Origin of the sequence: Oryzobacter terrae (assembly GCF_042756445.1) — a bacterium.
Classification (GTDB): Bacteria; Actinomycetota; Actinomycetes; order Actinomycetales; family Dermatophilaceae; genus Oryzobacter; species Oryzobacter terrae.
Window position 1 is genome coordinate 3,429,597 of sequence record NZ_CP170578.1, and the last position, 25,447, is coordinate 3,455,043.

General features: G+C 73.3%; 25 protein-coding genes and 2 tRNA genes. 22 read left to right on the top strand and 5 right to left on the bottom strand.

The window, feature by feature from the left end:
- The first annotated feature begins 63 nt into the window (after nt 1-63).
- The 11 genes from ACFWN3_RS16440 (at nt 64) to ACFWN3_RS16490 (ending at nt 12,345) form a co-directional block, all read left to right on the top strand.
- Nucleotides 64-1,125, top strand: a complete 1,062-nt coding sequence (locus ACFWN3_RS16440) for a 3-isopropylmalate dehydrogenase (RefSeq protein WP_377641429.1) — start codon at nt 64-66, stop codon at nt 1,123-1,125.
- Between the two features lie 156 nt (nt 1,126-1,281).
- Nucleotides 1,282-2,376: a branched-chain amino acid aminotransferase gene (locus ACFWN3_RS16445; protein ID WP_377641431.1), complete on the top strand. Its 1,095-nt coding sequence runs from the start codon at nt 1,282-1,284 to the stop codon at nt 2,374-2,376.
- Nucleotides 2,377-2,421: 45 nt separating this feature from the next.
- The gene (locus ACFWN3_RS16450) at nt 2,422-3,150 is read left to right on the top strand and encodes a FadR/GntR family transcriptional regulator (RefSeq protein ID WP_377641433.1); all 729 of its coding nucleotides are present in this window, start codon (nt 2,422-2,424) and stop codon (nt 3,148-3,150) included.
- 16 nt (nt 3,151-3,166) lie between these two features.
- Nucleotides 3,167-4,552, top strand: coding sequence for a glutamine synthetase family protein (locus tag ACFWN3_RS16455; protein ID WP_377641435.1), 1,386 nt, complete (start codon nt 3,167-3,169; stop codon nt 4,550-4,552).
- A 58-nt stretch (nt 4,553-4,610) separates the two neighbouring features.
- Nucleotides 4,611-6,002: an aldehyde dehydrogenase family protein gene (locus ACFWN3_RS16460; RefSeq protein WP_377641436.1), complete on the top strand. Its 1,392-nt coding sequence runs from the start codon at nt 4,611-4,613 to the stop codon at nt 6,000-6,002.
- Between the two features lie 52 nt (nt 6,003-6,054).
- Nucleotides 6,055-6,822, top strand: a complete 768-nt coding sequence (locus ACFWN3_RS16465) for a 3-oxoacyl-ACP reductase (RefSeq protein ID WP_377641438.1) — start codon at nt 6,055-6,057, stop codon at nt 6,820-6,822.
- Complete coding sequence (locus ACFWN3_RS16470) at nt 6,819-7,604, top strand: gamma-glutamyl-gamma-aminobutyrate hydrolase family protein (RefSeq protein ID WP_377641440.1); 786 nt, start codon at nt 6,819-6,821, stop codon at nt 7,602-7,604. Before ACFWN3_RS16465 ends, ACFWN3_RS16470 begins: the two co-directional genes overlap by 4 nt.
- 25 nt (nt 7,605-7,629) lie before the next feature.
- Entirely contained in the window at nt 7,630-8,733 is a 1,104-nt protein-coding gene (locus tag ACFWN3_RS16475; RefSeq protein WP_377641442.1) for an MBL fold metallo-hydrolase, read from the top strand.
- Nucleotides 8,718-9,620: an alpha/beta hydrolase gene (locus ACFWN3_RS16480; RefSeq protein ID WP_377641444.1), complete on the top strand. Its 903-nt coding sequence runs from the start codon at nt 8,718-8,720 to the stop codon at nt 9,618-9,620. The genes ACFWN3_RS16475 and ACFWN3_RS16480 overlap by 16 nt, the downstream gene beginning before the upstream one ends.
- Nucleotides 9,621-9,975: 355 nt before the next feature.
- Nucleotides 9,976-11,568: a citramalate synthase gene (cimA, locus tag ACFWN3_RS16485; RefSeq protein ID WP_377641446.1), complete on the top strand. Its 1,593-nt coding sequence runs from the start codon at nt 9,976-9,978 to the stop codon at nt 11,566-11,568.
- Nucleotides 11,569-11,592: 24 nt separating this feature from the next.
- A complete protein-coding gene (locus tag ACFWN3_RS16490; protein WP_377641448.1) occupies nt 11,593-12,345 on the top strand; it encodes a 2-phosphosulfolactate phosphatase in 753 nt (250 codons plus the stop codon).
- On the opposite strand, the gene ACFWN3_RS16495 is transcribed toward ACFWN3_RS16490, so the two are convergent.
- Nucleotides 12,329-13,213, bottom strand: coding sequence for a 3-methyladenine DNA glycosylase (locus tag ACFWN3_RS16495; protein ID WP_377641450.1), 885 nt, complete (start codon nt 13,211-13,213; stop codon nt 12,329-12,331). The two genes, ACFWN3_RS16490 and ACFWN3_RS16495, sit on opposite strands and share 17 nt — an antisense overlap.
- 23 nt (nt 13,214-13,236) lie before the next feature.
- On the opposite strand from ACFWN3_RS16495, the gene ACFWN3_RS16500 reads away from it, so the two are divergent.
- Both ACFWN3_RS16500 and ACFWN3_RS16505 read left to right on the top strand, forming a co-directional pair.
- On the top strand, nt 13,237-14,163 hold the full coding sequence (locus tag ACFWN3_RS16500) for an SGNH/GDSL hydrolase family protein (RefSeq protein ID WP_377641452.1): 927 nt from the start codon (nt 13,237-13,239) through the stop codon (nt 14,161-14,163).
- Nucleotides 14,164-14,188: 25 nt separating this feature from the next.
- Nucleotides 14,189-14,959, top strand: a complete 771-nt coding sequence (locus ACFWN3_RS16505; protein WP_377641454.1) for a fumarylacetoacetate hydrolase family protein — start codon at nt 14,189-14,191, stop codon at nt 14,957-14,959.
- 270 nt (nt 14,960-15,229) lie between these two features.
- On the opposite strand, the gene ACFWN3_RS16510 is transcribed toward ACFWN3_RS16505, so the two are convergent.
- A complete protein-coding gene (locus tag ACFWN3_RS16510; RefSeq protein WP_377641456.1) occupies nt 15,230-15,919 on the bottom strand; it encodes a DUF2306 domain-containing protein in 690 nt (229 codons plus the stop codon).
- Between the two features lie 71 nt (nt 15,920-15,990).
- Between ACFWN3_RS16510 and gltX the strand changes: the two genes are divergently transcribed.
- The 5 genes from gltX to ACFWN3_RS16535 all read left to right on the top strand — a co-directional run bounded on the left by gltX (nt 15,991) and on the right by ACFWN3_RS16535 (nt 19,769).
- Nucleotides 15,991-17,604, top strand: a complete 1,614-nt coding sequence (gltX, locus tag ACFWN3_RS16515; RefSeq protein ID WP_377641458.1) for a glutamate--tRNA ligase — start codon at nt 15,991-15,993, stop codon at nt 17,602-17,604.
- Nucleotides 17,601-18,410 carry an HAD family hydrolase gene (locus tag ACFWN3_RS16520; RefSeq protein WP_377641460.1) on the top strand — a complete coding sequence of 270 codons (810 nt, stop codon included), beginning with the start codon at nt 17,601-17,603 and terminating at the stop codon, nt 18,408-18,410. Before gltX ends, ACFWN3_RS16520 begins: the two co-directional genes overlap by 4 nt.
- A 60-nt stretch (nt 18,411-18,470) precedes the next feature.
- Nucleotides 18,471-18,545, top strand: a tRNA-Gln gene (locus tag ACFWN3_RS16525).
- Nucleotides 18,546-18,650: 105 nt separating this feature from the next.
- Nucleotides 18,651-18,723: transfer RNA gene (locus ACFWN3_RS16530), tRNA-Glu, on the top strand.
- A 128-nt stretch (nt 18,724-18,851) separates the two neighbouring features.
- A complete protein-coding gene (locus ACFWN3_RS16535) occupies nt 18,852-19,769 on the top strand; it encodes a bile acid:sodium symporter family protein (RefSeq protein WP_377641462.1) in 918 nt (305 codons plus the stop codon).
- Nucleotides 19,770-19,820: 51 nt separating this feature from the next.
- On the opposite strand, the gene ACFWN3_RS16540 is transcribed toward ACFWN3_RS16535, so the two are convergent.
- Nucleotides 19,821-20,432 (bottom strand): MerR family transcriptional regulator, encoded by a 612-nt coding sequence (locus ACFWN3_RS16540; protein WP_377641464.1) that lies wholly within the window; start codon nt 20,430-20,432, stop codon nt 19,821-19,823.
- Nucleotides 20,433-20,511: 79 nt separating this feature from the next.
- On the opposite strand from ACFWN3_RS16540, the gene ACFWN3_RS16545 reads away from it, so the two are divergent.
- The gene (locus tag ACFWN3_RS16545; RefSeq protein WP_377645638.1) at nt 20,512-21,012 is read left to right on the top strand and encodes a monooxygenase family protein; all 501 of its coding nucleotides are present in this window, start codon (nt 20,512-20,514) and stop codon (nt 21,010-21,012) included.
- A 15-nt stretch (nt 21,013-21,027) separates the two neighbouring features.
- Here the strand turns inward: ACFWN3_RS16545 and ACFWN3_RS16550 are convergent, their stop codons facing one another.
- Nucleotides 21,028-21,360: an NAD(P)-dependent oxidoreductase gene (locus tag ACFWN3_RS16550; RefSeq protein ID WP_377641466.1), complete on the bottom strand. Its 333-nt coding sequence runs from the start codon at nt 21,358-21,360 to the stop codon at nt 21,028-21,030.
- Nucleotides 21,361-21,475: 115 nt separating this feature from the next.
- On the bottom strand, nt 21,476-22,219 hold the full coding sequence (locus tag ACFWN3_RS16555) for an IclR family transcriptional regulator (RefSeq protein ID WP_377641468.1): 744 nt from the start codon (nt 22,217-22,219) through the stop codon (nt 21,476-21,478).
- 151 nt (nt 22,220-22,370) lie between these two features.
- Here ACFWN3_RS16555 and leuC point away from each other — a divergent pair, with 151 nt between their 5' ends.
- From leuC to ACFWN3_RS16570, 3 genes are all read left to right on the top strand, one after another.
- Complete coding sequence (gene leuC, locus ACFWN3_RS16560; RefSeq protein ID WP_377641470.1) at nt 22,371-23,789, top strand: 3-isopropylmalate dehydratase large subunit; 1,419 nt, start codon at nt 22,371-22,373, stop codon at nt 23,787-23,789.
- A complete protein-coding gene (gene leuD, locus ACFWN3_RS16565) occupies nt 23,789-24,379 on the top strand; it encodes a 3-isopropylmalate dehydratase small subunit (protein ID WP_377641472.1) in 591 nt (196 codons plus the stop codon). Before leuC ends, leuD begins: the two co-directional genes overlap by 1 nt.
- A 270-nt stretch (nt 24,380-24,649) precedes the next feature.
- Nucleotides 24,650-25,444 (top strand): HU family DNA-binding protein, encoded by a 795-nt coding sequence (locus ACFWN3_RS16570; RefSeq protein ID WP_377641474.1) that lies wholly within the window; start codon nt 24,650-24,652, stop codon nt 25,442-25,444.
- Nucleotides 25,445-25,447: the final 3 nt, after the last annotated feature.

The following is a 25,447-nucleotide window of genomic DNA, read 5'->3' on the forward strand; positions in this document are numbered from 1 at the left end:
CCCGCCCTCCCACGGGCTGGGACGGCCGTCCGCATCCCGAACACGCTGCCTAGGCTGGAGACCATGAGCGAGCGCGAGACCACGACCCTCGACATCGCCGTCATCGGGGGCGACGGCATCGGTCCCGAGGTCGTCGCCGAGGGACTGAAGGTCCTCGAGGCCGCCACCGGCGACGCCGGTCCGAAGGTCACCACCACCGAGTACGACCTCGGCGCCCGCCGCTGGCACGCCACCGGCGAGACGCTGCCCGAGTCGGTCCTCTCGGAGCTGACCCGGCACGACGCCATCCTCCTCGGCGCGATCGGGGACCCCACGGTGCCGAGCGGCGTCCTCGAGCGGGGGGTGCTCCTGCCGCTGCGCTTCGCGATGGAGCACTACGTCAACCTGCGCCCGGCCCGGCTCTACCCCGGCGTCGAGAGCCCTCTCGCCGTCGAGCGCGTCGCGCCGGACGGCATCGACTTCCTCGTCGTCCGCGAGGGCACCGAGGGCCCCTACGTCGGCAACGGCGGCTCGCTGCGCACCGGCACCCCGAACGAGATCGCGACCGAGGTCAGCGTCAACACCCGCTTCGGCGTCGAGCGCGTCGTGCGTGACGCCTTCGCCCGGGCCCGGGCGCGCCCGCGCCGCCACCTCACCCTCGTGCACAAGCACAACGTGCTGACCCACGCCGGCCACCTCTGGCGCCGCACGGTCGAGGAGGTCGGTGCCGAGTTCCCCGACGTCGAGACCGCCTACCAGCACGTCGACGCGGCGACGATCTTCCTCGCGACCGACCCCGGCCGCTTCGACGTCATCGTCACCGACAACCTCTTCGGCGACATCATCACCGACATCGCCGCCGCCATCGCGGGCGGCATCGGTCTCGCGGCGAGCGGCAACATCAACCCCGAGGGCCGCTACCCGAGCATGTTCGAGCCGGTGCACGGCTCCGCCCCCGACATCGCGGGGCAGGGCGTGGCCGACCCCACGGCCACGATCCTGTCGGTGTCGATGCTGCTGGCCCACCTGGGACGCACCGAGGCGGCCGAGCGCGTGGAGCGAGCCGTGGCCGCCGACCTCGCCGAGCGCGGGAGCTCGCCCCGCAGCACGACCGCGGTCGGCGACGCCATCGCGTCCCGCCTCTGACCCGTCGCAGCCGTCCCGCCTGATGCCAGAAGGTGGGGTGAGGCACCCCGAAGGTCGGGGTGCCTCACCGAAGGTTCCGGCACCAGGTGGGAAAGAGGTGGCTAGTAGCCTCAGCCGGAAGCACCGATGCTCCTCGAGGAAAGGACCACGAGTCCCATGACGCTCACCTTCGACCTCCAGCGCCGGCCCGACCCGGCCAGCGACGAGCGACGTGCCGAGATCCACGCCAACCCCGGATTCGGGGTCCACTTCACCGACCACATGCTCACCGCGACGTGGACCGAGGGACAGGGGTGGCACAGCGGCCGGATCAGCGCCTACGGCCCCATCGAGCTGATGCCGAGCGCCGCCGTCCTCCACTACGCCCAGGAGATCTTCGAGGGCCTCAAGGCCTACCGGCACGCCGACGGGTCGGTGTGGTCCTTCCGCCCGGAGGCCAACGCGCAGCGGATGCAGCGCAGCGCCCGTCGCCTCGCCCTGCCCGAGCTGTCGACCGAGGACTTCATCGCCTCGCTCGTCGCGCTCGTCGGCGTCGACGAGCCGTGGGTCCCGCCGGCCGGCACGGGGGAGACGAGCCTGTACCTGCGCCCCTTCATGTACGCCTCCGAGGCGTTCCTCGGCGTGCGCCCGGCTCGCGAGGTCACCTACTGCGTCATCGCGTCGCCGGCCGGGGCGTACTTCTCCGGTGGCCTCAAGCCGGTGAAGCTGTGGATCTCGCAGCACCACGCCCGTGCGGGCGCCGGGGGCACCGGGGCGGCGAAGACGGGCGGAAACTACGCCTCGTCCCTCGCCGGCCAGCTCGAGGGTATCGAGAACGGCTGCGACCAGGCGGTGTTCCTCGACTCCTCGACGCAGACGTACATCGAGGAGCTCGGCGGGATGAACCTCTTCTTCGTCACCCGCGACAACCGCCTCGTCACCCCCGAGCTCACCGGCTCGATCCTCGAGGGCGTCACCCGCAGCTCGATCCTCGAGCTCTCCAAGGAGCTCGGGCTCGACCCCGAGGAGCGGCGCGTGCCCATCGAGGAGTGGAAGGAGGGCGTCGCGAGCGGCGAGATCCGCGAGGTCTTCGCGTGCGGCACGGCCGCCGTCGTGACACCCGTCGGGGAGCTGCGCTGGGAGGGCGGCTCGGCGCCGTCGACGGCGGGGGAGGACGGCGGCGAGGTCACCCACGCCATCCGCTCGGCCCTGCTCGACATCCAGTACGGCCGGGTCGAGGACACCCACGGCTGGCTCACGCGTCTCGCCTGACGCAAAGGTTCACCCTCGGACCATTTTCACGGCATAGTGGCTCCCGTGACTCCGGAGCAGCCGTCGCCGCAGCCCACCCGGCTGCCGGACGCCGTGCTCCGCCCGTCCGTCGGCAACGTCTTCGAGACGACCGTCGAGCAGCTGGCGACGGCGATCCGGCTCGGGGTGTTCGTCGTCGGCGAGCAGCTCCCGCCCGAGCGCGACCTCGCCGAGCGGCTCGGCGTCTCGCGCAACACCCTGCGCGAGGCCATCGCCGCACTGCGCGACTCCGGCCTCGTGACGACCCGGCGCGGCCGGGGTGGCGGCACCCTCGTGACCCACGCCGGTCACGACGACCCGGCGCTGTCGACCGTCCGCCACGGTGCAGCCCTCGAGGACGCGCTCGACTACCGCCGGGTCGTCGAGCCCGGCGCTGCCCGGCTCGCCGCGACCCGCCGGCTCTCGGGGGACCAGCGGTCCTGGCTCCTCGAGTCGACCGCCGCGGTGCGCGAGGCCGACCTCGGCGCGCACCGGATCGCCGACGCCCGCCTCCACCTGGCCATCGCCACCGTCACCGGCTCGCCGATGGTCGTCGAGGCCGTGACCCGCGCCCAGGCGGCCCTCGGCGAGCTCCTCGCCGCCATCCCGGTCCTGCGGGTCAACATCGAGCACTCCCACGACCAGCACGACACCATCGTCGGCGCCATCCTCGAGGGTGACCCCGACACCGCCAGGACGACCATGGAGGAGCACTGCGACGCCACGTCGGCGCTCCTGCGGGGTCTCATCGGTTGACGAGAGGGAACGACACATGACGAACCCGATCCACGCCGGGGGTCCGCCCCGGATGACGGTCGACCAGCTGCGCGCCGCGGTGCTCGACGGCTCCGTCGACACCGTGATCGTCGCCTTCACCGACATGCAGGGACGGTTGCAGGGCAAGCGCCTCCACGGGCACTTCTTCCTCGAGCACGTCCTCGACCACGGGACCGAGGGCTGCAACTACCTCCTCGCGGTCGACGTCGACATGAACACCGTCGACGGGTACGCGATCTCGTCGTGGGAGCGCGGCTACGGTGACATGTTCTTCGAGATGGACCTGTCGACCCTGCGGCGCACGCCGGGCCACCCGGCCTCGGTGACGATCCAGAGCGACCTCACCTGGCTCGACGGCAGCGGCGAGGTCGCGCAGTCGCCCCGCTCGATCCTCAAGCGGCAGGTCGAGTCCGCCGAGGGCGACGGCTGGGGCGCGTACGCCGGCACCGAGCTCGAGTTCATCCTCTTCGAGGACTCCTACGACGCGGCGTGGGACCGCCGCTACCAGGGCCTCACCGGAGCGAACCGGTACAACGTCGACTACTCCATCCTCGGCGGCAGCAGGGTCGAGCCGGTCCTGCGCGAGATCCGCAACGAGATGTACGCGGCCGGCATGACGGTGGAGTCGGCCAAGGGGGAGTGCAACCTCGGCCAGCACGAGATCGGCTTCCTCTTCGACGACGTGCTGCGCACCTGCGACAACCACGCCGTCTACAAGACGGGGGCCAAGGAGATCGCGGCCCGTCACGGCCAGTCCCTGACGTTCATGGCGAAGTACGACGCGCGCGAGGGCAACTCGTGCCACATCCACCTGTCCCTGCGCGGCACCGACGGGTCGGTCGTCTTCGCCGACGACGACCGGGACGGCGGGCGCAGCGAGCTCTTCGACCGGTTCATGGCCGGGCTCCTCGCGACGATGCGCGAGCTCTCGTACTTCTACGCGCCGAACATCAACTCCTACAAGCGATTCGCCGACGGGTCGTTCGCCCCGACCGCCGTCGCCTGGGGCACCGACAACCGCACGTGCGCGCTGCGGGTCGTCGGGCACGGGCCAGGGCTGCGGGTGGAGAACCGGGTCCCCGGCGGTGACGTCAACCCCTACCTCGCCGTCGCCGCGATGATGGCCGGCGGCCTCCACGGCATCCGCGAGGGCCTCGAGCTCCCGCCGGTGTGCGAGGGCAACGCCTACATCGGCGACTACGAGCACGTCCCGACGACGCTGGCCGAGGCCCGCGACCTCCTCGCCGGGTCGGCGGTCGCCCGCGCCGCATTCGGCGACGAGGTCGTCGACCACTACGTCAACGCCGCCGACGTCGAGCTGAAGGCCTTCAACGCCGCCGTCACCGACTGGGAGCGGGTCCGCGGCTTCGAGCGGCTCTGACCCGGCGCCACCGCAGCACCACCACGACACCACCCGAGCACCTGAGCACGAGGAGACCATGGGCACCACCACGCACGACGTCGTCAACCCGGCCACCGAGGAGGTCGTCGCGACCCTCGACCTCGTCGGCGTCGACGAGACCGACGCCGCCATCGCGAAGGCCGTCGAGGTGGGTCCGGCCTGGCGGGCGGTGAGCCCCGTCGACCGGGGGATGCTGCTGCGCCGCTTCGCCGACCTCGTCGAGGAGCACACCGAGGAGCTGGCCCGCCTCGAGGTGGCCAACGCCGGCCACACCATCGGCAACGCGCGCTGGGAGGCGGGCAACGTCGTCGGGGTGCTGCGCTACTACGCCGCCGCTCCCGAGCGCCTGTTCGGCCGCCAGATCCCCGTCGCCGGCGGGCTCGACGTCACCTTCAAGGAGCCGCTCGGCGTCGTCTCGGTCATCGTCCCGTGGAACTTCCCCATGCCGATCGCCGGCTGGGGCTTCGCGCCCGCGCTCGCGGCCGGCAACACCGTCGTCCTCAAGCCCGCCGAGCTCACCCCGCTCACGGCCCTGCGCCTCGGCCAGCTGGCGCTGGACGCCGGCATCCCCGAGGGCGTCTTCCAGGTGCTCGCCGGCAAGGGCTCGGTCGTCGGCGCCCGGTTCGTCACGCACCCCGACGTCCGCAAGGTCTGCTTCACCGGGTCGACCGCCGTCGGCCAGGGGATCATGCGCGGCGCGGCCGACCAGCTCAAGCGGGTCACCCTCGAGCTCGGAGGCAAGTCGGCGAACATCGTCTTCGACGACGCCGACGTCGACCTCGCCGCGTCCTCGGCGCCGATGAGCTTCCTCGACAACGCCGGCCAGGACTGCTGCGCCCGCACGCGGATCCTCGTGCAGCGCACCGTCTTCGACCGCTTCATGGAGCGCTTCGAGCAGGCCCTCAAGGCCGTCGTCGTCGGCGACCCCGGGGCCGAGTCGACCGAGATGGGCCCGCTCGTCTCGGCGGGGCAGCGCGAGACCGTGCGCGGCTACGTCGAGGGTGCCGAGGACGCCGGCCACCCGCGCGTCGACGTCGCCTTCCGCGGCACGGCCCCCGAGGGCGCGGGCTGGTGGTACCCGCCGACGGTCGTCCTCCCGAGCGGCACCGACGACCGCGTCTGGCGCGAGGAGGTCTTCGGGCCCGTCGTCGCCGTCATGCCCTTCGACGACGAGGCCGATGCCGTCGCCAAGGCCAACGACACCGCGTACGGGCTCTCGGGCTCGATCTGGACGCGCGACGTCGGCCGCGCCATCCGGGTCTCCCGCGGGGTCGAGGCCGGCAACCTCTCGGTCAACAGCCACTCGTCCGTGCGGTACTCCACCCCGTTCGGCGGCTTCAAGGCGAGCGGCATCGGGCGCGAGCTCGGTCCCGACGCCCTCGACGCCTTCACCGAGGTCAAGAACGTCTTCATCTCCACCGACGGCTGACGGCCCCGTCAGCGTCGCCAGACCCCACCCCCGTCAGGAAGGAACACCACCCATGGCCGGAAGGCTCGAGGGCAAGGTCGCGGTCGTCACCGGAGGGTGCTCCGGGATCGGGCTCGCCACCGTGCGCCGCTTCGCCGAGGAGGGCGCCACCGTCGTCGTCGGCGACCTCGCCGACGAGGCGGGCGAGGCGCTCGCCGCCGAGATCGGCGGCGCCTACGTCCACACCGACGTCGCGAGCAAGGACGACGTCGACCGTCTCTTCGCCACGGCCGTGGAGCGGTACGGCAAGCTCGACATCGCGTTCAACAACGCCGGGATCAGCCCGCCCGAGGACGACTCCATCCTGGACACCGACCTCGACGCCTGGCGGCGCGTCCAGGAGGTCAACCTCACCTCGGTGTACCTGTGCTGCAAGGCGGCGCTGCCGTACATGATCGAGAACGGGTCGGGCTCGATCATCAACACCGCCTCGTTCGTCGCGGTCATGGGCGCCGCGACCTCGCAGATCTCGTACTCGGCCTCCAAGGGTGGCGTGCTGTCGATGACGCGCGAGCTCGGCGTGCAGTTCGCGCGCCAGGGGATCCGCGTCAACGCGCTGTGCCCGGGTCCGGTCAACACCCCGTTGCTCAAGGAGCTGTTCGCCAAGGACGAGGAGCGAGCCGCCCGCCGGCTCGTCCACGTCCCGATGGGCCGCTTCGGCGAGCCCGAGGAGATGGCCAACGCCGTCCTCTTCCTCGCCTCCGACGAGTCGAGCTTCATGACCGCCTCGACGTTCCTCGTCGACGGCGGCATCTCGGGCGCGTACGTCACGCCGCTGTGAGCACCGAGCAGCTCCCGGTCCGGCCGGTGGTCGGGGTGTCCTGCTACGTCGAGGACGTCGACCGCTCGCCGTGGGTGGCCCAGCGCAGCGCGGTGCTGCCGCATCGGTACGTCGAGCACCTCGAGCAGGCCGGCGCCCTCGTCGTCGTCCTGCCCCCGCGACCCGACGCCGACGAGGCGATGGCCACCGAGGTGCTCTCACGGCTCGACGCGGTCGTCATCGCCGGCGGGGCCGACGTCGAGGCCGACCGCTACGGCGCCGACGCGCACCCGACCTCGCAGACGCCGCGCCCCGACCGCGACACGTGGGAGCTGGCGCTGTGCCGCGCGTCGGCGGCGATGGACCTCCCGTCGCTCGGGATCTGCCGCGGCATGCAGGTGATGGCGGTCGCCTCGGGGGCCCGGCTCGAGCAGCACGTCCCCGACCGGGTCGGCCACGACAGCCACTGCCCCAGCCCGGGGGAGTACGCCTCGCACCACGCGACCCCCGTCGAGGGCACCCGGCTCGCCGCCATCCTCGGCACCGAGCCGCTGCAGGTGCCGACCTACCACCACCAGGCCGTCGAGGCGGAGACGCTCGCGGGGTCGGGCTGGCGGCCCAGCGCCTGGCACGCCGACGGCACGCTCGAGGCGATGGAGGACCCGTCGCCGACCTTCCGGGTGGCCGTGCAGTGGCACCCCGAGGCCGGCGACGACCAGCGCCTCTTCGACGCGCTCGTCGAGGCGGCGAGGGCGTGGCGGGCCACCCGGGACGTCCACGGGACGACGCCACGGCCCACCTGAGCGGACCGCACCGCACAATGGGTCGGTGACCAAGCTCAACCGACTCGCCATCGCCGCGGGCGCGGCCAGTGCCCTCGGCGCCCTGGCCGTGGCCGGCAAGGACGTCAACGCCTCGATCGGGGGCCGGCCCGACGGCGACCGCCTCGAGCGGGTGCGACGCTCGCCCCGCTACCGCGCCGGCGCCTTCCACAACACCCACCGAGGCACGTCCTCGATGCCGACGAACCAGCGCGACGTCCTGCGCCGGTTCCGCGACAGCGCCGACACCCGCAAGCCGAAGCAGCCGATCCCGGTGGTGAGCGCCGCGCGCCCCCCGGCGACGACCGGCCTGCACGTCACGTGGTTCGGGCACGCGTCGGCCCTCGTCGAGCTCGACGGCGTGCGCCTCCTCCTCGACCCCGTGTGGGGGGACCGGTGCTCGCCGAGCCGCCACGTCGGACCCAAGCGCCTCCACGCCGTCGCGGTGCCGTTGTCCGGACTGGGCCACCTCGACGCCGTGGTCATCTCGCACGACCACTACGACCACCTCGACATGGACACCGTCAAGGCCCTCGCCGACCAGACCGAGGCGGTCTTCCTCGTCCCGCTCGGCGTCGGGGCCCACCTCGACGCGTGGGGCGTGCCGGCCGACCGGGTCCGCGAGTGCGACTGGGAGGACGGGCACGACGTCGGAGGGGTCCGCGTCATGGCCGTCGAGGCCCAGCACTTCTCCGGTCGTGGGCTGCGGCGCGACGGCACCCTGTGGGCGTCGTGGGTGCTCTCCGGCCCGAGCGGCAGGGTCTTCTTCAGCGGCGACACCGGCTACTTCCCCGAGTACGGGCGGATCGGAGCCGACCACGGGCCGTTCGACGTCTCCCTCATGGCCGTCGGCGCCTACGACCCGGCGTGGCGCGACATCCACCTCGACCCCGAGGAGGCGGTCACCGCCACCCTCGAGCTGCGCGGGGGGCTGCTGATGCCGATCCACTGGTGCACCTTCGTCCTCGCCCCGCACCCGTGGGCCGAGCCCGTCGAGCGGCTGCTCGTCGCGGCGGCGACCCACGGGGTCCCCGTCGCGGTCCCACGGGTGGGCGAGCGGGTCGACGTCTCGCAGCCGCCCGGCCTCGACGCCTGGTGGGAGCTCGCCTGACCGTGGCCCGGCGAGGACGGTCCCGCGGCGCGGCCACCCTGGCGGTGGCCGGGGCGGCGGTCGTGGCCGCGGTCCTCGCCGCCTGCGGCGCGGAGCCGACCGGGCCGGTCCCCGACCCGCCCGACGCCCTCGCGCCACCCCTGAGCCACGAGTACCTCCCCGGCCTCGAGGCCTACCCGCACGTCCCCGAGGGCGTGACGACGGCACCGGTCGTCGTCATCGTCCCCGGTGGTTCGTGGCGGTCGTCGGGGACGGTCGGCTACCAGCCCCTCGCCGCGGCGCTCGCCGACGAGGGCGTCTTCGCGATGCCGGTCCGCGTCCGCGTCGCCGACGACGGGGCCACCTGGCCGGTACCCGTCGAGGACGTCCTGTGCGCCCTCGCCGACGGGGTCGCGACGGCCCGGGAGCGCGGCATCGAGCCCGGACCCGTCGTCCTCCTCGGGCACTCGGCCGGCGCCCACCTGGCCTCGGTGGCCGCGCTGTCGCCGGAGGCGTTCGACCCCGGGTGCCGTGACGAGCGGGTCGACCCCGACGCCGTCGTCGGCCTGGCCGGGCCCTACGACATCCGACGGTTCGCCGAGCCGGCCGAGGCCCTCCTCGGGTCGACCTGGCGCGACGGTGACGCCCGCTGGGAGGCCGCCAACCCCGTGCTCCTGGCGGCGCGGCACCCCGACGTGTCCTTCCTCCTCCTCACCGGGAGCGACGACGACGTCGTCGACCGCCGCTTCACGACCGACTTCGGCGTCGCCCTCGACGAGGCCGGGCACCCGACGACGGTCGCGGTGCTCGAGGACGTCGACCACCAGGAGATCTACTGGCCGTCGGTCGCCGCCGAGCCGGTCCTGCGCTGGCTGCGGACGCTGACGACGCCGGCCGCTCCCGGCTGACCTCACCGGCGGGGCGCGTGGCCACGATGTGGACGAACCATGGGCACCCGGGGCCCTCGCGTGGGAGGGTGGGCGCGTGACGCTCCACGACGTGGCCACCACCACGATCATTATCGGCTAGCGCGACGAGACCTCCTCGTCGCGCAGACCTCCCGTACCCGGGGGGTCTTTTGCTTGTCGGGAGCGTCCGGTCCACCGTCGCCACCGGCAGGCAGGGGTCGCGTCCTCCCACCCCCGGGGGCGCGACGGCAGCGCCGGCCGGACAATGGACACGAGCAGCACGCACGTCAGCGCCCCGGCCCTCACGGGCCGGGGCCACGGACGCCGGGAGACCGGCACGACCTGGGATCGAGACATGACCGACCTCCACGTGTACGACACGACGCTGCGCGACGGGGCCCAGCAGGAGGGGCTGAACCTCTCCGTGGCCGACAAGCTCGCGATCGCGGCGCACCTCGACGAGCTGGGGGTCGGCTTCATCGAGGGTGGCTGGCCCGGCGCCAACCCCAAGGACACCGAGTTCTTCGCCCGTGCCGCCGCGGACCTCACCCTGAGGAACGCGACGCTGGCCGCCTTCGGGGCCACCCGCCGCGCCGGCAGCCGCGCCGACCGCGACCCGCTCGTGGCCGCCCTGCTCGACAGCCGGGCCGAGGTCGTCACGCTCGTCGCGAAGTCGCACACCGGCCACGTCGAGCGGGCCCTGCGCACCACCCTCGAGGAGAACCTCGAGATGATCCGCGACACCGTCTCGTTCCTCCGGGGCGAGGGCCGCCGGGTCTTCCTCGACGCCGAGCACTTCTTCGACGGGTACCGGACCGACCGCGCCTACGCCCTCGAGGCCGTGCGGGTCGCCGCGGAGGCCGGGGCCGAGGTGATCGCCCTGTGCGACACCAACGGCGGGATGCTGCCCGACCTCGTCGCCGACGTCGTCCACGACGTCGTCCAGACGACCGGCGCCCGCATCGGCATCCACTGCCACAACGACACCGGCTGCGCGGTCGCGAACTCGATGGCGGCCGTCGAGGCCGGGGCGACGCACGTCCAAGGCACGGTCAACGGCTACGGCGAGCGCACCGGCAACGCCGACCTCCTCACCGTCGTCGCCAACCTCCAGCTGAAGAAGGGCCTGGCTCTCGTCGAGCCGCACCGGCTCCAGGAGTCGACCCGCATCGCGCACGCCATCGCCGAGGTCACCAACGTCCCGGCGTACTCGCGCCAGCCGTACGTCGGCTCGAGCGCCTTCGCGCACAAGGCGGGGCTGCACGCGAGCGCCATCAAGGTCGACCCCGACCTCTACCAGCACATGGACCCCAAGCACGTCGGCAACGACATGAGGATGCTCGTGTCCGACATGGCCGGTCGCGCGTCGATCGAGCTGAAGTCGCGCGAGCTGGGGTTCGACCTCGACCCCGCCGACGAGGACGACCGCTCGACGCTGGCCCGCGTCCTCGCGACGGTCAAGGAGCGCGAGCTGCGCGGGTACACCTTCGACGCCGCCGACGCCTCCTTCGAGCTGCTCCTGCGCCGTGAGGTCGAGGGCGCACTGCCCGTCTACTTCAGCGTCGAGTCCTGGCGGGTCATCACCGACGGTCGCGGCGAGGCCGACGCGCTCTCCGAGGCGACCGTGAAGGTGCGGGCGGCGGGGGAGCGGCGGGTCGAGACCGGCGAGGGCAACGGCCCCGTCAACGCGCTCGACCACGCCCTGCGGGTGGCCCTGTCCTCGGCGTACCCGGAGATCGGCCACCTCGAGCTCATCGACTACAAGGTGCGCATCCTCGACGCCGCGCACGGCACCGACGCGGTGACCCGCGTCCTCATCGAGACCTCCGACGGCACGACGTCGTGGACGACGATCGGGGTCGCGGCCAACATCCTCGAGGCGTCGTGGGACGCCCTCGTCGAGTCGGTCACCTACGGGCTGGTCCGCGCCGGCGTCGCCCCCCGCTGACCCGGTGTCCGTGGAGTCCTGCGCGTGACGCACGGGGGGCAGCAGGGGTTCGACGTCCGTGTCGACTGGGCGCTCCCCGGTGCCCGGGCGCTGGTCGAGGGCGGGGCCACCACCGTGGCCGTCGTCGACGTCCTGTCGTTCACGACGACCCTGTCGGCCGCCGTGGAGCGCGGGTCGGCCGTGCGTCCGCACCGGTTTTACCAGGAGTCCGCCCGGGCCGAGGCCGCCGCGCTCGGCGCCGTGTGCGCGGTGGGCCGGTCGGTGGCCGGGCCCGGGGAGGTCAGCCTCTCGCCGGCCTCGGTGCTCGCGGCCGAGCCGGTGCCGCGGCTCGTCCTCCCGTCGCCCAACGGGTCGGCGATCTGCGAGGTGCTCGCGGACCTCGGGGTCGAGGTCGTGGGAGGGGCGCTGCGGAACGCGACGGCGGTCGATTCCCGGCTGGCGGGCCGGCCCGGTCCGGTCGGCGTCGTGGCGGCGGGGGAGCGGTGGGTCGGTGACGGGTCGCTGCGCCCCGCGGTCGAGGACCTCTGGGGGGCGGGCGCCGTCGTCGACGCGCTGGTGGGGGCTCGTCCTCGGGCGTCACTGAGCCCGGAGGCAGCCGTGGCACGTGCGGCGTGGCTCGCCGTGCGCGACGACGTCACCTCGGCGCTCCGTGCGTGCGCGAGCGGGGTCGAGCTGCGGGACAAGGGTTTCGGAGCGGATGTCGACATCGCGGCCGCCGTGGACGTCAGCGACGTCGTCCCCGTGCTCGTCGACGGGTGGTTCAGGCCCGCGACGTGAGCACCGCTGCCTCGTCGAGGACGTGGAGGAGGCGGCGGCGCAGCGCGTTCGAGCGCTCGGCGAACGCGCGCTGCCGCCCCAGGTAGGCCGTCCTGCCCTCGGCCGTCTCGATGGCGACGGGCTCGTACCCGAGCTCGCGCAGGTCGTAGGGCGAGGCCTCCATGTCGAGGACGCGGATCTCGCGGGCGAGGTCGAAGGCGTCGGCGACGAGGTCGCTCGGGACGAGGGGCGTCAGCTTGAAGGCCCACTTGTAGACGTCCATGCCCGCGTGGAGGCACCCGGGCTGCTCCAGCGCCACCTGCTCGTCGCGGGTGGGCTGGACGGCGTTGCGCGGCCGGGCGTCGTCGGTGAAGAACCGGAAGGCGTCGAAGTGCGAGCAGCGGATGGCGTGGCGCTCGACGACCTCGTCGGTGCCGCAGGAGCCCAGGCGCAGCGGCCACCCGGCGTGGCGGACGTCGTCCTCGGCGGTGCGGTACACCATCGCCCACTCGTGGAGCCCGAAGCACCCGAGCTGCGCGGGGCGCGAGAGCGTCGCCCCGAGCAGGGACCGGACGAAGGCCACCGCCTGGGTGCGGGCCCCGAGGAAGGCCGCGGTGTCGAGCTCGACCCCGTCGCCCACGACCCGGTAGTGCCGCCACTGCGCCCGAGGAAGGCTCGCCGCATCCTCGAGGACGACGCCGGCACCCGGGTGCCAGCGGCGCAGCTGCGCGGGGGAGTTGGCGTAGTAGCGGAAGAGGAAGTCCTCGACCGGGTGGGTCCGGTGGCCGGCGCGGCGCTCGCGGTGGGCGCTCGTCGCGGCATCGACCCGCGCGGAATGGGAACCCTCGAGGGCCTGCCAGTCGCTGAGGGAGAGGATGGTGCCCGACACCCCACCACCGTAACGAGGAAGCCATGAGCCGCAGACCCCTGACCGCCGCCGCCGCGGCCGTCGCCGTCACGCTCGTCCTGTCCGCCTGCGGTGGGGACCCCGAGCCGTCCCCGTCGAGCGCGCCGCCGACGAGCGCCGCGAGCACCGGGAGCGCGACCCCCACCCCGTCGCAGACCCCGGCCGAGGAGGAGGCGCTCTACGTCGCCCTCGGTGACTCCCTCGCGGCCGGCTACCAGCCCGGCGGCACCGAGCTGCGCGACTCGGCCTACCCCGCGCTCGCGACGAGCCGGCTCGCCGGCGACGGGGCCGACCTCCGGCTGGAGAACCTCGGCTGCTCCGGCGAGACGACGACCTCGCTGCTCGAGGGCGGCAAGTGCGACTTCGACGAAGGGTCGCAGATCGCGCAGGCCGAGTCGGTCCTCGCCGCGGCGAAGGGCAACGTCGGGCTCGTCACCATCGACATCGGCGGCAACGACCTCCTGCGCTGCGTCCGGCTCCAGACCGGCATCGACACCGCGTGCGTCGACCAGGGCGTCGCCACCGTCCGCAAGAACCTGCCGACCATCCTCGACCGGCTCACGACAGCAGCGGGCGACGACGTGCCCGTGCTCGTCATCGGGTACTACAACCCGTGGGTCGCCGCGAAGGCCCTCGACCAGCCGATCAAGGGCGTCGACGCCGCCGCCAAGGCGTACACGCGGCTCAGCACGACCATCGAGAAGGCGGCCGAGGGCGCCGGCGCGACCTTCGTCGGCCTCGACGAGGCGTTCGCGACGAACGACACGACCCCGACGACCATCGGCGGCCGCTCCGTGCCCGAGAACGCGGCCCGGGTGTGCACCCTGACCAACCTCTGCACGGCGCGCGACATCCACTTCTCCGACGAGGGCGCGGCCACCGTGGCCCGCGTCGTCGCCGAGGCGGCGGGCAAGGCCGGCGTCACCGGCTGAGGCCGCCGCGGCCTAGGCTGGCGGCATGCGCATCGCGAGGTTCACGACGGGCGACGACCCGGTGTACGGGCTGGTCGACGGGTCGGGTCGCAAGGTCGCCGAGATCACCGGCGACCCGCTCTACCAGCGGATCGAGCTGACCGGGACGGTCCACGAGCTCGACGACGTCCGCCTCCTCGCGCCGGTCATCCCGCGCAGCAAGGTCATCGGCATCGGTCGCAACTACGCCGACCACGCCAAGGAGATGGGCGGCGAGACGTCCGAGACCCCCCTGATGTTCCTCGTCCCGAACACCGCCGTCGTGGGCCCCGGCGACCCGGTCGTCCTCCCGCCGCAGACGCAGGAGGTCTCCTACGAGGGCGAGCTCGCGGTCGTCATCGGGCGGGTCTGCAAGGACGTCGAGCCCGAGGACGCCCTCGCCGTCGTCTTCGGCTACACCGTCGCCAACGACGTCACCGCCCGCGACCTCCAGCGCACCGACGGCCAGTGGGCCCGCGCCAAGGGCTTCGACACCTTCTGCCCCCTCGGCCCGTGGATCGAGACCGACCTCGACCCCGCCGAGCAGCACATCACGACCCGCCTCGACGGCGAGGTCGTCCAGGACGGCCCGACCTCCGACATGGTCCACGGCACCGCGGCGCTCATCTCGTTCGCCTCCAAGGCGTTCACGCTGCTGCCGGGCGACGTCATCCTCACCGGGACCCCCGCGGGGGTCGGCCTCGTCGAGTCCGGCCAGCGCGTCGAGGTCGAGGTCGACGGCATCGGGGTGCTGAGCAACCCCTTCGTCCGCCACTGACGCCCAGCCCCCCACCCTCGGTCCTGCCCTGTCGCGGTCCTGCCCTGTCGCGGTCCTGCCCTGTCGAGGTCCTGCCCTTCCCGCGGTCCTGAGGACGGCCCGAACACCCGGCCCACACGTCGACATCGCGCGACATGCCGATGCCGGGGCCCGTCCGTCGGCATGTCGCGCGACCTCGACGGGGCGAGGGCGCCCGGTGCTCCCGCGCTCCCGGCTCCCGGCTCCCGGCGCCCGGCGCCCGGCACCCGGTGCTCGGCTCCCGGGGCCGGGTCAGCCGTCGAGGTCGGGGGTCCGGCGCAGCCACCACTCGCCGACGAGGACGTGCGTCCCCAGGCCCAGCCAGAACGCCAGGCCGAAGGTCGAGCGGACCGGGTAGGTCGCGTCCTCCAGCCCCAGCACCCCGAGCTGGATGCCGGTGAAGATGCCGACCCAGATCCGGATCGTCGCGATCCCCGAGCCCACCGCGAAGGCGCGGACCATCCAGCGGCGGTGCTCCGGCACCCGACCGGCCCGGATGGCGCGCACGGCCCGCACGAGGCAGAGGAGGAACCACGCGCCGAAGACGAGGGTCGCCACGGTCTCGGGGGTGCCGCCCCACGCGAAGACGAAGCCCAGGGCCACCGCGAGCACCCCGCTGAGGAGCGCGCACGCCACGAGGACGCGCCCCAGCCGGCGGTGCAGCGCGTAGTGGCGGGTCCGGAACCGGCGGGACAGCTGGAGCGGCGCGAGGACGAGGTAGAGCACGCCGGGGACGATGTGCCCGTAGGCGAGCCACGGGTGGGCGACGTACAGCTCGGCGAGGTCGTCGTCGGGCACGGTGCCGGCGGTGACGTGCGGCCAGTCGGTGGCCACCCGGCGGACCGCGAAGACGAGCACGATGACGACGAGCACGGCCATGACGGCGGTGAGCGCCCGGACCCGCGCCGACGTGTCGCGCCCCGTGGCGTCCCCCTCGGACATGGCTCCCAGTCTCCCCGCCACCGTGCCCGGGCGCCACCAGCCGCCCGTGGCGTCACTACGCTGGACCCACCATGAGCGACTCCACCGACACCGGCACGCCCACCGCCACCCCCACCGCGACGACCCCGGGGACGACCCCCGCGGCGGCGACGACCCTCGAGCGACCGGGGGAGGGACTGCCCGGCACGGTCCGGCTGCGCGTCGCGCCCTCGCCGACGGGCGACCCCCACGTCGGCACGGCGTACATGTCGCTGTTCAACCTCGCGTTCGTCCGCCAGCAGGGCGGGCGCTTCGTCCTGCGCATCGAGGACACCGACCGGGCCCGCTTCCGCGAGGACTCCGAGCAGCAGGTGTTCGACACCCTGCGCTGGCTGGGCCTGACCTGGGACGAGGGCCCGGACGTCGGAGGCCCGTGCGCCCCCTACCGCCAGAGCGAGCGGCTCGACACCTACCGCCCCTACGTCGACCGGCTCCTCGCCGAGGGCAGGGCGTACCACTGCTGGTGCTCCACCGAGCGGCTCGCCGAGATGCGCGAGGCCCAGCAGAAGGCCAAGCTCCCCACCGGCTACGACCGCCTCTGCGTGGGGAGGACCGAGGACGAGCGCCGCGCCCTCCCGGGCTTCTCCGAGACCCCCGTCGTGCGGATGCTCGTCCCGGATGACGCCCCGCTGGTGTTCAACGACCTCATCCGCGGCAGCGTCTCCGCGCCGCGCCCGGACGACCAGGTCATCCTCAAGGCCGACGGCTTCCCGACCTACCACCTCGCCGTCGTCGTCGACGACCACGAGATGGGCATCACCCACGTCGTGCGCGGCGAGGAGTGGATCTCCTCCACCCCGAAGCACGTGCTCCTCTACCGGTGGCTCGGGCTCGAGCCGCCGCGATTCGCGCACATGCCGCTCCTGCGCAACACCGACAAGTCGAAGATCTCCAAGCGCAAGAACCCGGCGGCCCGGCTCACCTGGTTCCGCGAGCAGGGCTACCTGCCCGAGGCGCTCGTCAACTTCCTCGCGCTGCTCGCCTACCCCCCGGCCGAGGGCGCCGAGGGCGAGGACGTCGAGGTCTTCACGCCGGAGGAGTTCTCGGCGCGCTTCGACTGGAGGCACGTCAACCCGGTCGGCCCGATCTTCGACCTCAAGAAGCTCGACTGGCTCAACGGCGTCCACATCCGCCGCCTCGAGGTCGACGACCTCGCCTCGCGCCTGCTGCCCGTCCTGGTCGCCGACGGCGTCCTGCCCGAGCAGCCGTCCCTCGGTGAGCTCGCCCGGCTGCGCGCCGTCACCGAGCTCATCCAGACCCGGATGGCGCACCTCACCGAGGCCACCGACCTCGTCGCGCCCTTCTACGTCCCCGACGACGGCGTCGTCGTCGCCGACGACGCCCGCGCCGCCCTCACCGATGACGCCGCCCGCGTCCTCGACGCCGCCACCGAGGCGCTGGGGGCCGTGCCCGACGAGCACACCGGCGTGCTGGGGTCCGAGGCGTCGTGGACGGCCGCGCCGATCGAGGCCGCCCTGCGCGCCGCCGTCGTCGACGGGCTCGGCATCAAGCCGAAGTTCGCCTTCGGCCCGCTGCGCACCGCCGTCTCGGGGCGCCGGGTCTCCCCGCCGCTCTTCGAGTCGATGGAGATCCTCGGCAAGACCGCGACGCTCACCCGCCTGCAGACCCTGCGCGCCGCCCTGTGACGCTCGCCGACGTCACGGCCCCCGCGTGGGCCGACGTCGAGGGTGTCCTCCTCGACGCCGACGACACCCTGTACGACACCCGCTCGGCGATGCACCGCGCCGGTGCACGGGCCGCGGCGAGCCTGTGGCCCGATGCCGACCCGGAGCGCGTGGCCCGCGCCGGCATCCGGTTCCGCGACGACCCCGAGGGGCACTTCGCGGCCTACACCCGCGGCGAGCTGGAGTTCGCCGAGATGCGCCGGGCCCGGGTCGCCGAGCTCGCGACCTGGCTCGAGCAGGAGGTCGACGACGGCCTCTGGGACGCCTTCGAGGCGGCCTACGAGCCGGCCTTCCTCGGTGCCCTCGACGCCTTCCCGGACGTGCGCCCGGCCCTCGGGGCGTGGGGGAGCGCGGGGGTGCGCGTCGGCATCCTCACGAACTCGTCGTCGGCGTACACGGCACTCAAGCTCGAGGCCTCCGGGCTCGCGGACCTCTTCGACGTCGTGTGCAGCACCGACACCCTGGGCTTCGGCAAGCCCGACCCCCGGGCCTTCCACGAGGCCTGCCGACGGCTCGGCACCGACCCGGCGCGCACGGGTTACGTCGGGGACGAGGCACGCACCGACCCCCTCGGGGCGCACGACGCCGGGATGCCGACCGCCTGGCTCGTGCGCGAGACCGAGCCGACGGCAACCGTGCCCGGACCCGCCGCGGGGACCGACGGCACGGAGGCGACGGAGGTGCTGGCGCGGGGGATCCCGGTCGTGCGCACCCTCGCCGAGGTCGTGGCCCTGCGCGATTTGGGACGCGGGCTCGGGGCTGGGTAGTATCTCCACTCGGTTCGCCGCTCGGCGCCCGCCCCGCGCGGAGTCGGACGGCATACCCCTTGGGGTATGGTGTAATTGGCAACACTGGTGATTCTGGTTCATCCGTTCTAGGTTCGAGTCCTGGTACCCCAGCCATCGCGACCGGCGTCCGCGCCGGGAGCGATTCGGAGAAATCCTGACCCTTCGGTAAGGTTCTTCTCCGTTGCCCGGCCGCTGCGAAGCGGCCCGGTGAACGGCCACGGCCCCGTTGTGTAGTGGCCTAGCACGCCGCCCTCTCAAGGCGGTAGCGCGGGTTCGAATCCCGTCGGGGCTACATCGGTCGAAGGCCCGGTCCATGCGGACCGGGCCTTCGTCGTGCCCGGGGTGCTTGACCGGCACGACCCCTCCCGCCATGCTGAGCGCCCCCGGCGCGACGGCGCGCCCCGGCCCCACGGAGGACCTGTGGACTCGGCTCTCGTCTCGGTCGGACTGCCGGCCGCGCTCGCCATCATCATGTTCGGCCTGGGCCTCTCGCTCACCCCCGACGACTTCCGGCGGGTCGCCCGCCACCCGCGCGCCGTCCTCGTCATCCTCGGCTGCCAGGTGGTGCTCCTGCCGCTCATCGGGTTCGCCATCGCCGAGGTCGCCGGCCTGGCGCCCGAGCTCGCCGTCGGCCTGCTCCTCCTGGCCGCGTCGCCCGGTGGCACGACCGCGAACCTGTTCAGCCACCTCTTCCGCGGCGACGTCGCCCTCAACATCACGCTGACGGCCGTGAACTCGGTGCTCGCGCTCGTGACGCTGCCGATCGTCGTCAACCTCGCCATCGCGCGCTACCTCGACGAGTCGTCGGGCGTCGGGGTGCAGCTGTCGAAGATGGTGCAGGTCTTCGCGATCGTCCTCGTCCCGGTGGCGATCGGGATGCTCGTGCGCTCTCGCGCACCGGGGTTCGCCGACCGGGCCGACCGTCCGGTGCGCATCGCCTCGGCCGTCATCCTCCTGCTCGTCGTCGTCGGTGCGATCCTCGGCGAGGACAACGTCGGCGAGTACTTCGCCCAGGTCGGACTCGTGACGACGGTCTTCTGCGCGCTGTCGCTGGCCGTCGGGTTCTTCATGCCGCGCCTGCTCGGGCTGACGCCCGCCCAGTGCGTCGCGAGCGGCTTCGAGATCGGCATCCACAACAGCACCCTCGCCATCGCGGTGGCCCTCACCGTCCTCGACAACACGACGATCGGCGTGCCCCCGGCGGTCTACGGCATCGTCATGTTCCCCGTCGCCGCCCTGTTCGGGTTCGTCCTCAACCGCACGGGCGTCCTCGCCGGGATCCCCGCGGTCGGCGCCACGGACGAGACGGACCCGGCCCCGGCGCGGGACCGCCGCTGAGGGTTCGCGCACCCCCACGCGCCCTCGCTCGCCCGCGGTCGAGCGATGGACTCAGCCGCGGGTGGCGCTCACCGACTCCTGGGCGAGACGGCGCAGCGCGAGGAGCACCGGGTCGACGAGCACCGTCCCGACCACGACGGTGTGCATGGCCTCGGATGCCGTCGCCGCGCGCCCGGCGACCTCGAGGTCGACGTCGGCCACCTCGCGCATCGCGGCGGCGTAGCGCTCGAGGTCGGCCTCGGGGAGGTCGATGCCGGCCGCCCGCGCGCGCACGACCGCCTCGGAGAGCCGGTGGACGGCCGGCGCGCAGTCCTCGACGCCCCACCCCAGCGACGCGACGAAGGCGGCGACGTCGGGGTCGGGGTCGGCGGCGTCGTCCTCGACGACCGTACCGGGCAGCGCGCCGTGGGCGATCCCGAGGAGCTCGTGGCGCGACGGGGGAGGGCTGTCGAGGGCCTCGAGGATGCGGTGCGCGCCGGCGATCCCGATGCCGCCGTGCTCGACGAGGGCCCGGACGAGGCGGACCCGTTCGAGGTGCTCGGGTCCGTAGTCGGAACGGGTGCGGCTCTGCGAGCGGCCGGGCATGAGCAGCCCCTCGCGCAGGTAGTACTTGAGGGTGGCCAGCGGGACGCCGCTCTCCGCGGCGAGCTCCGAGATCCGCACCGGGTTCCTCCTTGACATCGGATAGCGCGACTATCCATGATGAACGTGTCAGACAGCAACACTATCCAATGGAGTCGTGATGGACCGGGTCACCCACGCGTACGACGGGCCGCTGGCCCTGTTCCTCATCGGGCTTCGGGTCCACAAGCCGTGGAAGGTCGGCATCGTGCGCCGCGCCGGGGCGGCGATGCCGCGGATGATCGCCGAGCTCGAGGCGAACCGGTCCGCCGCCGAGCGCGGGGAGGCCGAGCACCTGGGCTACCTGGGGAGCCGCACGACGCTCGACCTGTCGGGGCCGACCGTCATCCAGTGGTGGCGCAGCGTCGACGACATCTACTCCTACGCCAACGCCGGGGCGCTGCTCCACCGCCCGGCGTGGCTCGACTTCTACCGGGCGGCCACGGCCGATCCGGACGCCGTGACGATCTGGCACGAGACGTACACGGTGCCGCCGGGCGGCGTCGAGTCGATCTACTCGGGCCCGAGGCCGTTCGGGCTCGGGACGATCGCCGGCACGGCGCCCGTCGGGCTGCGCGGCGAGACCGCCCGCGAGCGGATGGGGCGGCCGGGCGCCGCCTGACCCGAGGCGTCGACCTCAGGCGGTCGCGTCCGCCGCCCACGCGCAGACCTGCGCGTCGAGCTCGGGGTCGCCCGTCGCGGCGTGGACGAGCCAGGCGTCGGAGAGGTCGGTGGGGGTCGGCCAGCGGTTCTCCCACGTGACGAGCCGCTCGGCGAGGAGGTCGAAGACGTCGTCGCACAGCGATGGCGCGAAGACCGTGACGGGGGAGGCCGACCGGGTCAGGGCCGCGGCCCGCCGGGCTGCCGTGCGCCCGCCGCCGACGACGATCGCGCGCCGCCCCGAGCGTGGGAACCCGAGCAGCCGGGTCCGGTCGCGCACCGCGACGCGCTGGGCGGGGGTGAGGGACATGAGCGACTCCTCTGCGCGGCCGGCCGACGGGATGTCGGCAGACTGCCCGCTCGGTGTTGCCTGCGGCGTTCCCCTGTGTGAACTCTGTGTTGCGACACGCCGTGGGGCGCCGGCGTCAGACGGTGTTCTGGGCCTCCTGCTGCGCCGCGTGCCGGGTCAGCACCTCGGTCAGCTTGTTCGCGCCGGCGATGACCGTCGCCGCGTGGAGCCGACCGGGCTGGCGGGACAGGCGCTCGATGGGTCCCGAGATCGACACGGCCGCGATCACCCGTCCCGAGGGGGAGCGGACCGGCGCGGAGACCGAGGCGACGCCGGGCTCGCGCTCGCCGACGCTCTGGGCCCAGCCGCGGCGGCGGACGCCCGAGAGTGCGGTCGCGGTGAAGGCGGCGCCCTGGAGCCCGCGGTGGAGGCGGTCGGGCTCCTCCCAGGCGAGGAGGACCTGGGCGGCCGACCCCGCCCGCATCGACAGCGTGGCGCCGACGGGGATCGAGTCGCGCAGGCCCACGGGGCGCTCGGCGGCCGAGACGCACACGCGGTACTCGCCCTGGCGCCGGAACAGCTGGGCGCTTTCGTTGGTGTGGTCGCGCAGGGCGCCGAGGACGGGCCCCGCAGCGGCGAGGAGGCGATCCTCGCCGGCGGCTGCGGCGAGCTCGCCGAGGCGAGGCCCGAGGACGAACCGGCCCTGCAGGTCGCGGGTCACGAGACGGTGGTGCTCGAGTGCCACGGCGAGGCGGTGGGCCGTCGGGCGGGCCAGGCCGGTCGCGGTGACGAGCTGCGCGAGGGTCGACGGGCCGGCCTCGAGGGCACTGAGGACGATGGCCGCCTTGTCGAGGACGCCGACCCCTGAAGTGTTGTCCATGTCTTGATATTAGCGTCCCATCCCGTGAGACGCACGTCCATCCGTCCCGCAACGGTGCAAACCTCGACAGAGCGAGGGCGCACGCGGCGTCGTCGTGCCGTTGGACGAGCGGCTGCCCGGACCGGGCGGCGCGACTGTGGAGGTGTCGAGGATGGCCGGAACACTGGCCGAGAAGGTGTGGGAGTCGCACGTCGTGCGACGCGGTGAGGGCGAGCCCGACCTGCTCTACATCGACCTCCACCTCCTCCACGAGGTGACGAGCCCGCAGGCCTTCGACGGGCTGCGGCTCGCGGGGCGCGCGGTCCGCCGCACCGACCTCACCCTCGCCACCGAGGACCACAACGTCCCGACGACTCCCGGGCCGATCACCGACCCCGTGAGCCGCACGCAGGTCGAGACGCTGCGCCGCAACTGCGAGGAGTTCGGCGTCCGGCTCTACCCGATGGGCGACGCCGAGCAGGGCATCGTCCACGTCGTCGGTCCCCAGCTCGGGCTCACCCAGCCCGGCATGACGATCGTCTGCGGCGACAGCCACACCTCCACGCACGGCGCCTTCGGGGCCCTCGCCTTCGGCATCGGCACGTCCGAGGTCGAGCACGTCCTCGCGACCCAGACCCTGCCGCTCAAGCCCTTCAGGACCCTCGCGGTCACCGTCGACGGCGAGCTGCCCGACGGCGTGACGGCCAAGGACGTCGTCCTCGCCGTCATCGCGAGGATCGGGACCGGCGGAGGCCAGGGGTACGTCATCGAGTTCCGTGGCAGCGCGATCCGCGCCCTGTCGATGGAGGCGCGGATGACGGTGTGCAACATGTCGATCGAGGCCGGTGCCCGCGCCGGGATGATCGCCCCCGACGAGACGACCTTCGCGTACCTGCGCGGCCGCGACCACGCACCGACGGGTGCCGACTGGGACGCCGCCGTCGAGTCGTGGCGGCTGCTGCGCAGTGACGACGACGCCGTCTTCGACCACGAGGTGGTCCTCGACGCCACGCAGCTGACGCCGTTCGTCACGTGGGGCACCAACCCCGGCCAGGGGTCCCCGCTCGGCGAGGCCGTCCCGGACCCCGAGTCCATGCCCGACGAGAACGACAAGGTCGCCGCCCGCCGGGCGCTGGAGTACATGGGGCTGACCGCGGGCACGCCCCTGCGGGAGGTCCACGTCGACACCGTGTTCGTCGGCTCCTGCACCAACGGGCGCATCGAGGACCTGCGGGCCGCGGCCGAGGTCATCAAGGGCCGCCGGGTCGCCGACGGCGTGCGGATGCTCGTCGTCCCCGGCTCCGCGCGGGTGCGGCTGCAGGCCGAGGGCGAGGGGCTCGACGACGTCTTCACCGCGGCGGGGGCCGAGTGGCGCCTGCCGGGGTGCTCGATGTGCCTGGGCATGAACCCCGACCAGCTGGCGCCGGGGGAGCGCAGCGCCTCGACCTCGAACCGCAACTTCGAGGGCCGTCAGGGCAAGGGCGGCCGCACCCACCTCGTCAGCCCGCTCGTCGCCGCCGCGACGGCCGTGCGCGGCACCCTGTCGAGCCCCGCCGACCTGGAACCCGTCCGCGTGGAGGAGAGCGTCTGATGGACAGCTTCACGACCCACACCGGCATCGGCGTCCCGCTGCGCCGCAGCAACGTCGACACCGACCAGATCATCCCGGCCGTCTACCTCAAGCGGGTGACCCGCACCGGGTTCGAGGACGGCCTGTTCGCCGCCTGGCGCAACGACGAGACCTTCGTCCTCAACGACCCGAGCTACTCGGCCGGCTCGGTGCTGGTCGCCGGACCCGACTTCGGCACCGGCTCCTCGCGCGAGCACGCGGTCTGGGCGCTGATGAACTACGGCTTCCGCGTCGTCATCTCCTCGCGCTTCGCCGACATCTTCCGGGGCAACAGCGGCAAGCAGGGGCTCCTGACGGCCCAGTGCAGCCAGGACGACGTCGAGCTGCTGTGGAAGCTGCTCGAGAACGAGCCCGGCACCTCGGTCACCGTCGACCTCGAGTCGCGCACGGTGACCGCCGGGGAGCTCGTGGCGCCGTTCGAGGTCGACGAGTACACCCGGTGGCGTCTCCTCGAGGGACTCGACGACATCAGCCTGACCCTGCGGCACGAGGGCGAGATCACCTCGTTCGAGGCGACGCGCCCTCCGTGGAAGCCGCTCGTCGACGCCTGATCCGAACGAATCCAGTTCTGCCACAGCGGGCCCCGCCATCATGGTGGGGCCCGCCGTCGTGGTCGCGGAGGGCCTGTCGCGGCCCGTCGGACTGCCCCGGGGAGTGATTTCCTGACGAAACGCTGTGTGGCACAGGAGAAAACACGCCGCAGCAATGGTGGACGCGGGGCCATTGCGGTTCTAGCGTCAGTCCCAAGACCCGGCGACCGCCGGGTACGACATCGCCGTCGGGGCAGCCCGGCGCCAGTCACGAGTGGGAGTGAATCCACGGTGAACAAGGCAGATCTCGTCAAGGAGCTCGAAAAGCGACTCGGCAGCCGCAGGGCCGCCAACGACGCCCTGGAGGCCGTTCTCGACACCATCGTCCGTGAGGTGGTCCGAGGGGGGAAGGTCTCCATCACCGGATTCGGCACGTTCGACCGGGTGGAGCGCGCGGCGCGGACCGGGCGCAACCCGCACACCGGGACCTCCGTGAAGATCCCGAAGTCCAAGGCACCGCGCTTCCGCGCCGGGACCTCGTTCAAGTCGTACGTCAAGAAGCCGACCGGGCTGCCGAAGTCGGCACCGGCCACGGGTCGCGCCGCCGCGGGCAGTGCCGTCGCGGTGGCTGCCGCTCCGGTGAAGGCCGCCAAGAAGGTGGCCTCGACCGCGAAGAAGGCCGCCACGAGCACGGCGAGGGCCGCAGCGGCTCCGGTGAAGGCGGCCGCGAAGAAGGCGCCGGCGAAGAAGGTCACGGCCACCAAGGCCGCACCGGCGAGGAAGGCGCCCGCGAAGAAGGCTCCGGCCAAGGCCGCGGCGAAGAAGGCGCCGGCGAAGAAGGTCACGGCCACCAAGGCCGCCGCGAAGAAGGCGCCCGCGAAGAAGGCTCCGGCCAAGGCCGCGGCGAAGAAGGTCACGGCCACCAAGGCCGCCGCGAAGAAGGCGCCCGCGAAGAAGGCTCCGGCCAAGGCTGCGGCGAAGAAGGCGCCGGCGAGGACGGCGACGGCCACCAAGGCCGCTGCGAAGAAGGCGCCCGCGAAGAAGGCCCCGGCCAAGAAGGCACCGGCGAGGAAGTCCGCTCGCTGACGC

Coding starts and splice junctions, on each gene's coding strand:
- leuD (WP_377641472.1), top strand. CDS start 23,789: ATGGACAGCTTCACGACCCACACCGGCATCGGCGTCCCGCTGCGCCGC.
- cimA (WP_377641446.1), top strand. CDS start 9,976: ATGACCGACCTCCACGTGTACGACACGACGCTGCGCGACGGGGCCCAG.
- ACFWN3_RS16445 (WP_377641431.1), top strand. CDS start 1,282: ATGACGCTCACCTTCGACCTCCAGCGCCGGCCCGACCCGGCCAGCGAC.
- gltX (WP_377641458.1), top strand. CDS start 15,991: ATGAGCGACTCCACCGACACCGGCACGCCCACCGCCACCCCCACCGCG.
- leuC (WP_377641470.1), top strand. CDS start 22,371: ATGGCCGGAACACTGGCCGAGAAGGTGTGGGAGTCGCACGTCGTGCGA.
- ACFWN3_RS16545 (WP_377645638.1), top strand. CDS start 20,512: ATGGACCGGGTCACCCACGCGTACGACGGGCCGCTGGCCCTGTTCCTC.
- ACFWN3_RS16500 (WP_377641452.1), top strand. CDS start 13,237: ATGAGCCGCAGACCCCTGACCGCCGCCGCCGCGGCCGTCGCCGTCACG.
- ACFWN3_RS16555 (WP_377641468.1), bottom strand. CDS start 22,219: ATGGACAACACTTCAGGGGTCGGCGTCCTCGACAAGGCGGCCATCGTC.
- ACFWN3_RS16505 (WP_377641454.1), top strand. CDS start 14,189: ATGCGCATCGCGAGGTTCACGACGGGCGACGACCCGGTGTACGGGCTG.
- ACFWN3_RS16465 (WP_377641438.1), top strand. CDS start 6,055: ATGGCCGGAAGGCTCGAGGGCAAGGTCGCGGTCGTCACCGGAGGGTGC.
- ACFWN3_RS16510 (WP_377641456.1), bottom strand. CDS start 15,919: ATGTCCGAGGGGGACGCCACGGGGCGCGACACGTCGGCGCGGGTCCGG.
- ACFWN3_RS16460 (WP_377641436.1), top strand. CDS start 4,611: ATGGGCACCACCACGCACGACGTCGTCAACCCGGCCACCGAGGAGGTC.
- ACFWN3_RS16550 (WP_377641466.1), bottom strand. CDS start 21,360: ATGTCCCTCACCCCCGCCCAGCGCGTCGCGGTGCGCGACCGGACCCGG.
- ACFWN3_RS16455 (WP_377641435.1), top strand. CDS start 3,167: ATGACGAACCCGATCCACGCCGGGGGTCCGCCCCGGATGACGGTCGAC.
- ACFWN3_RS16440 (WP_377641429.1), top strand. CDS start 64: ATGAGCGAGCGCGAGACCACGACCCTCGACATCGCCGTCATCGGGGGC.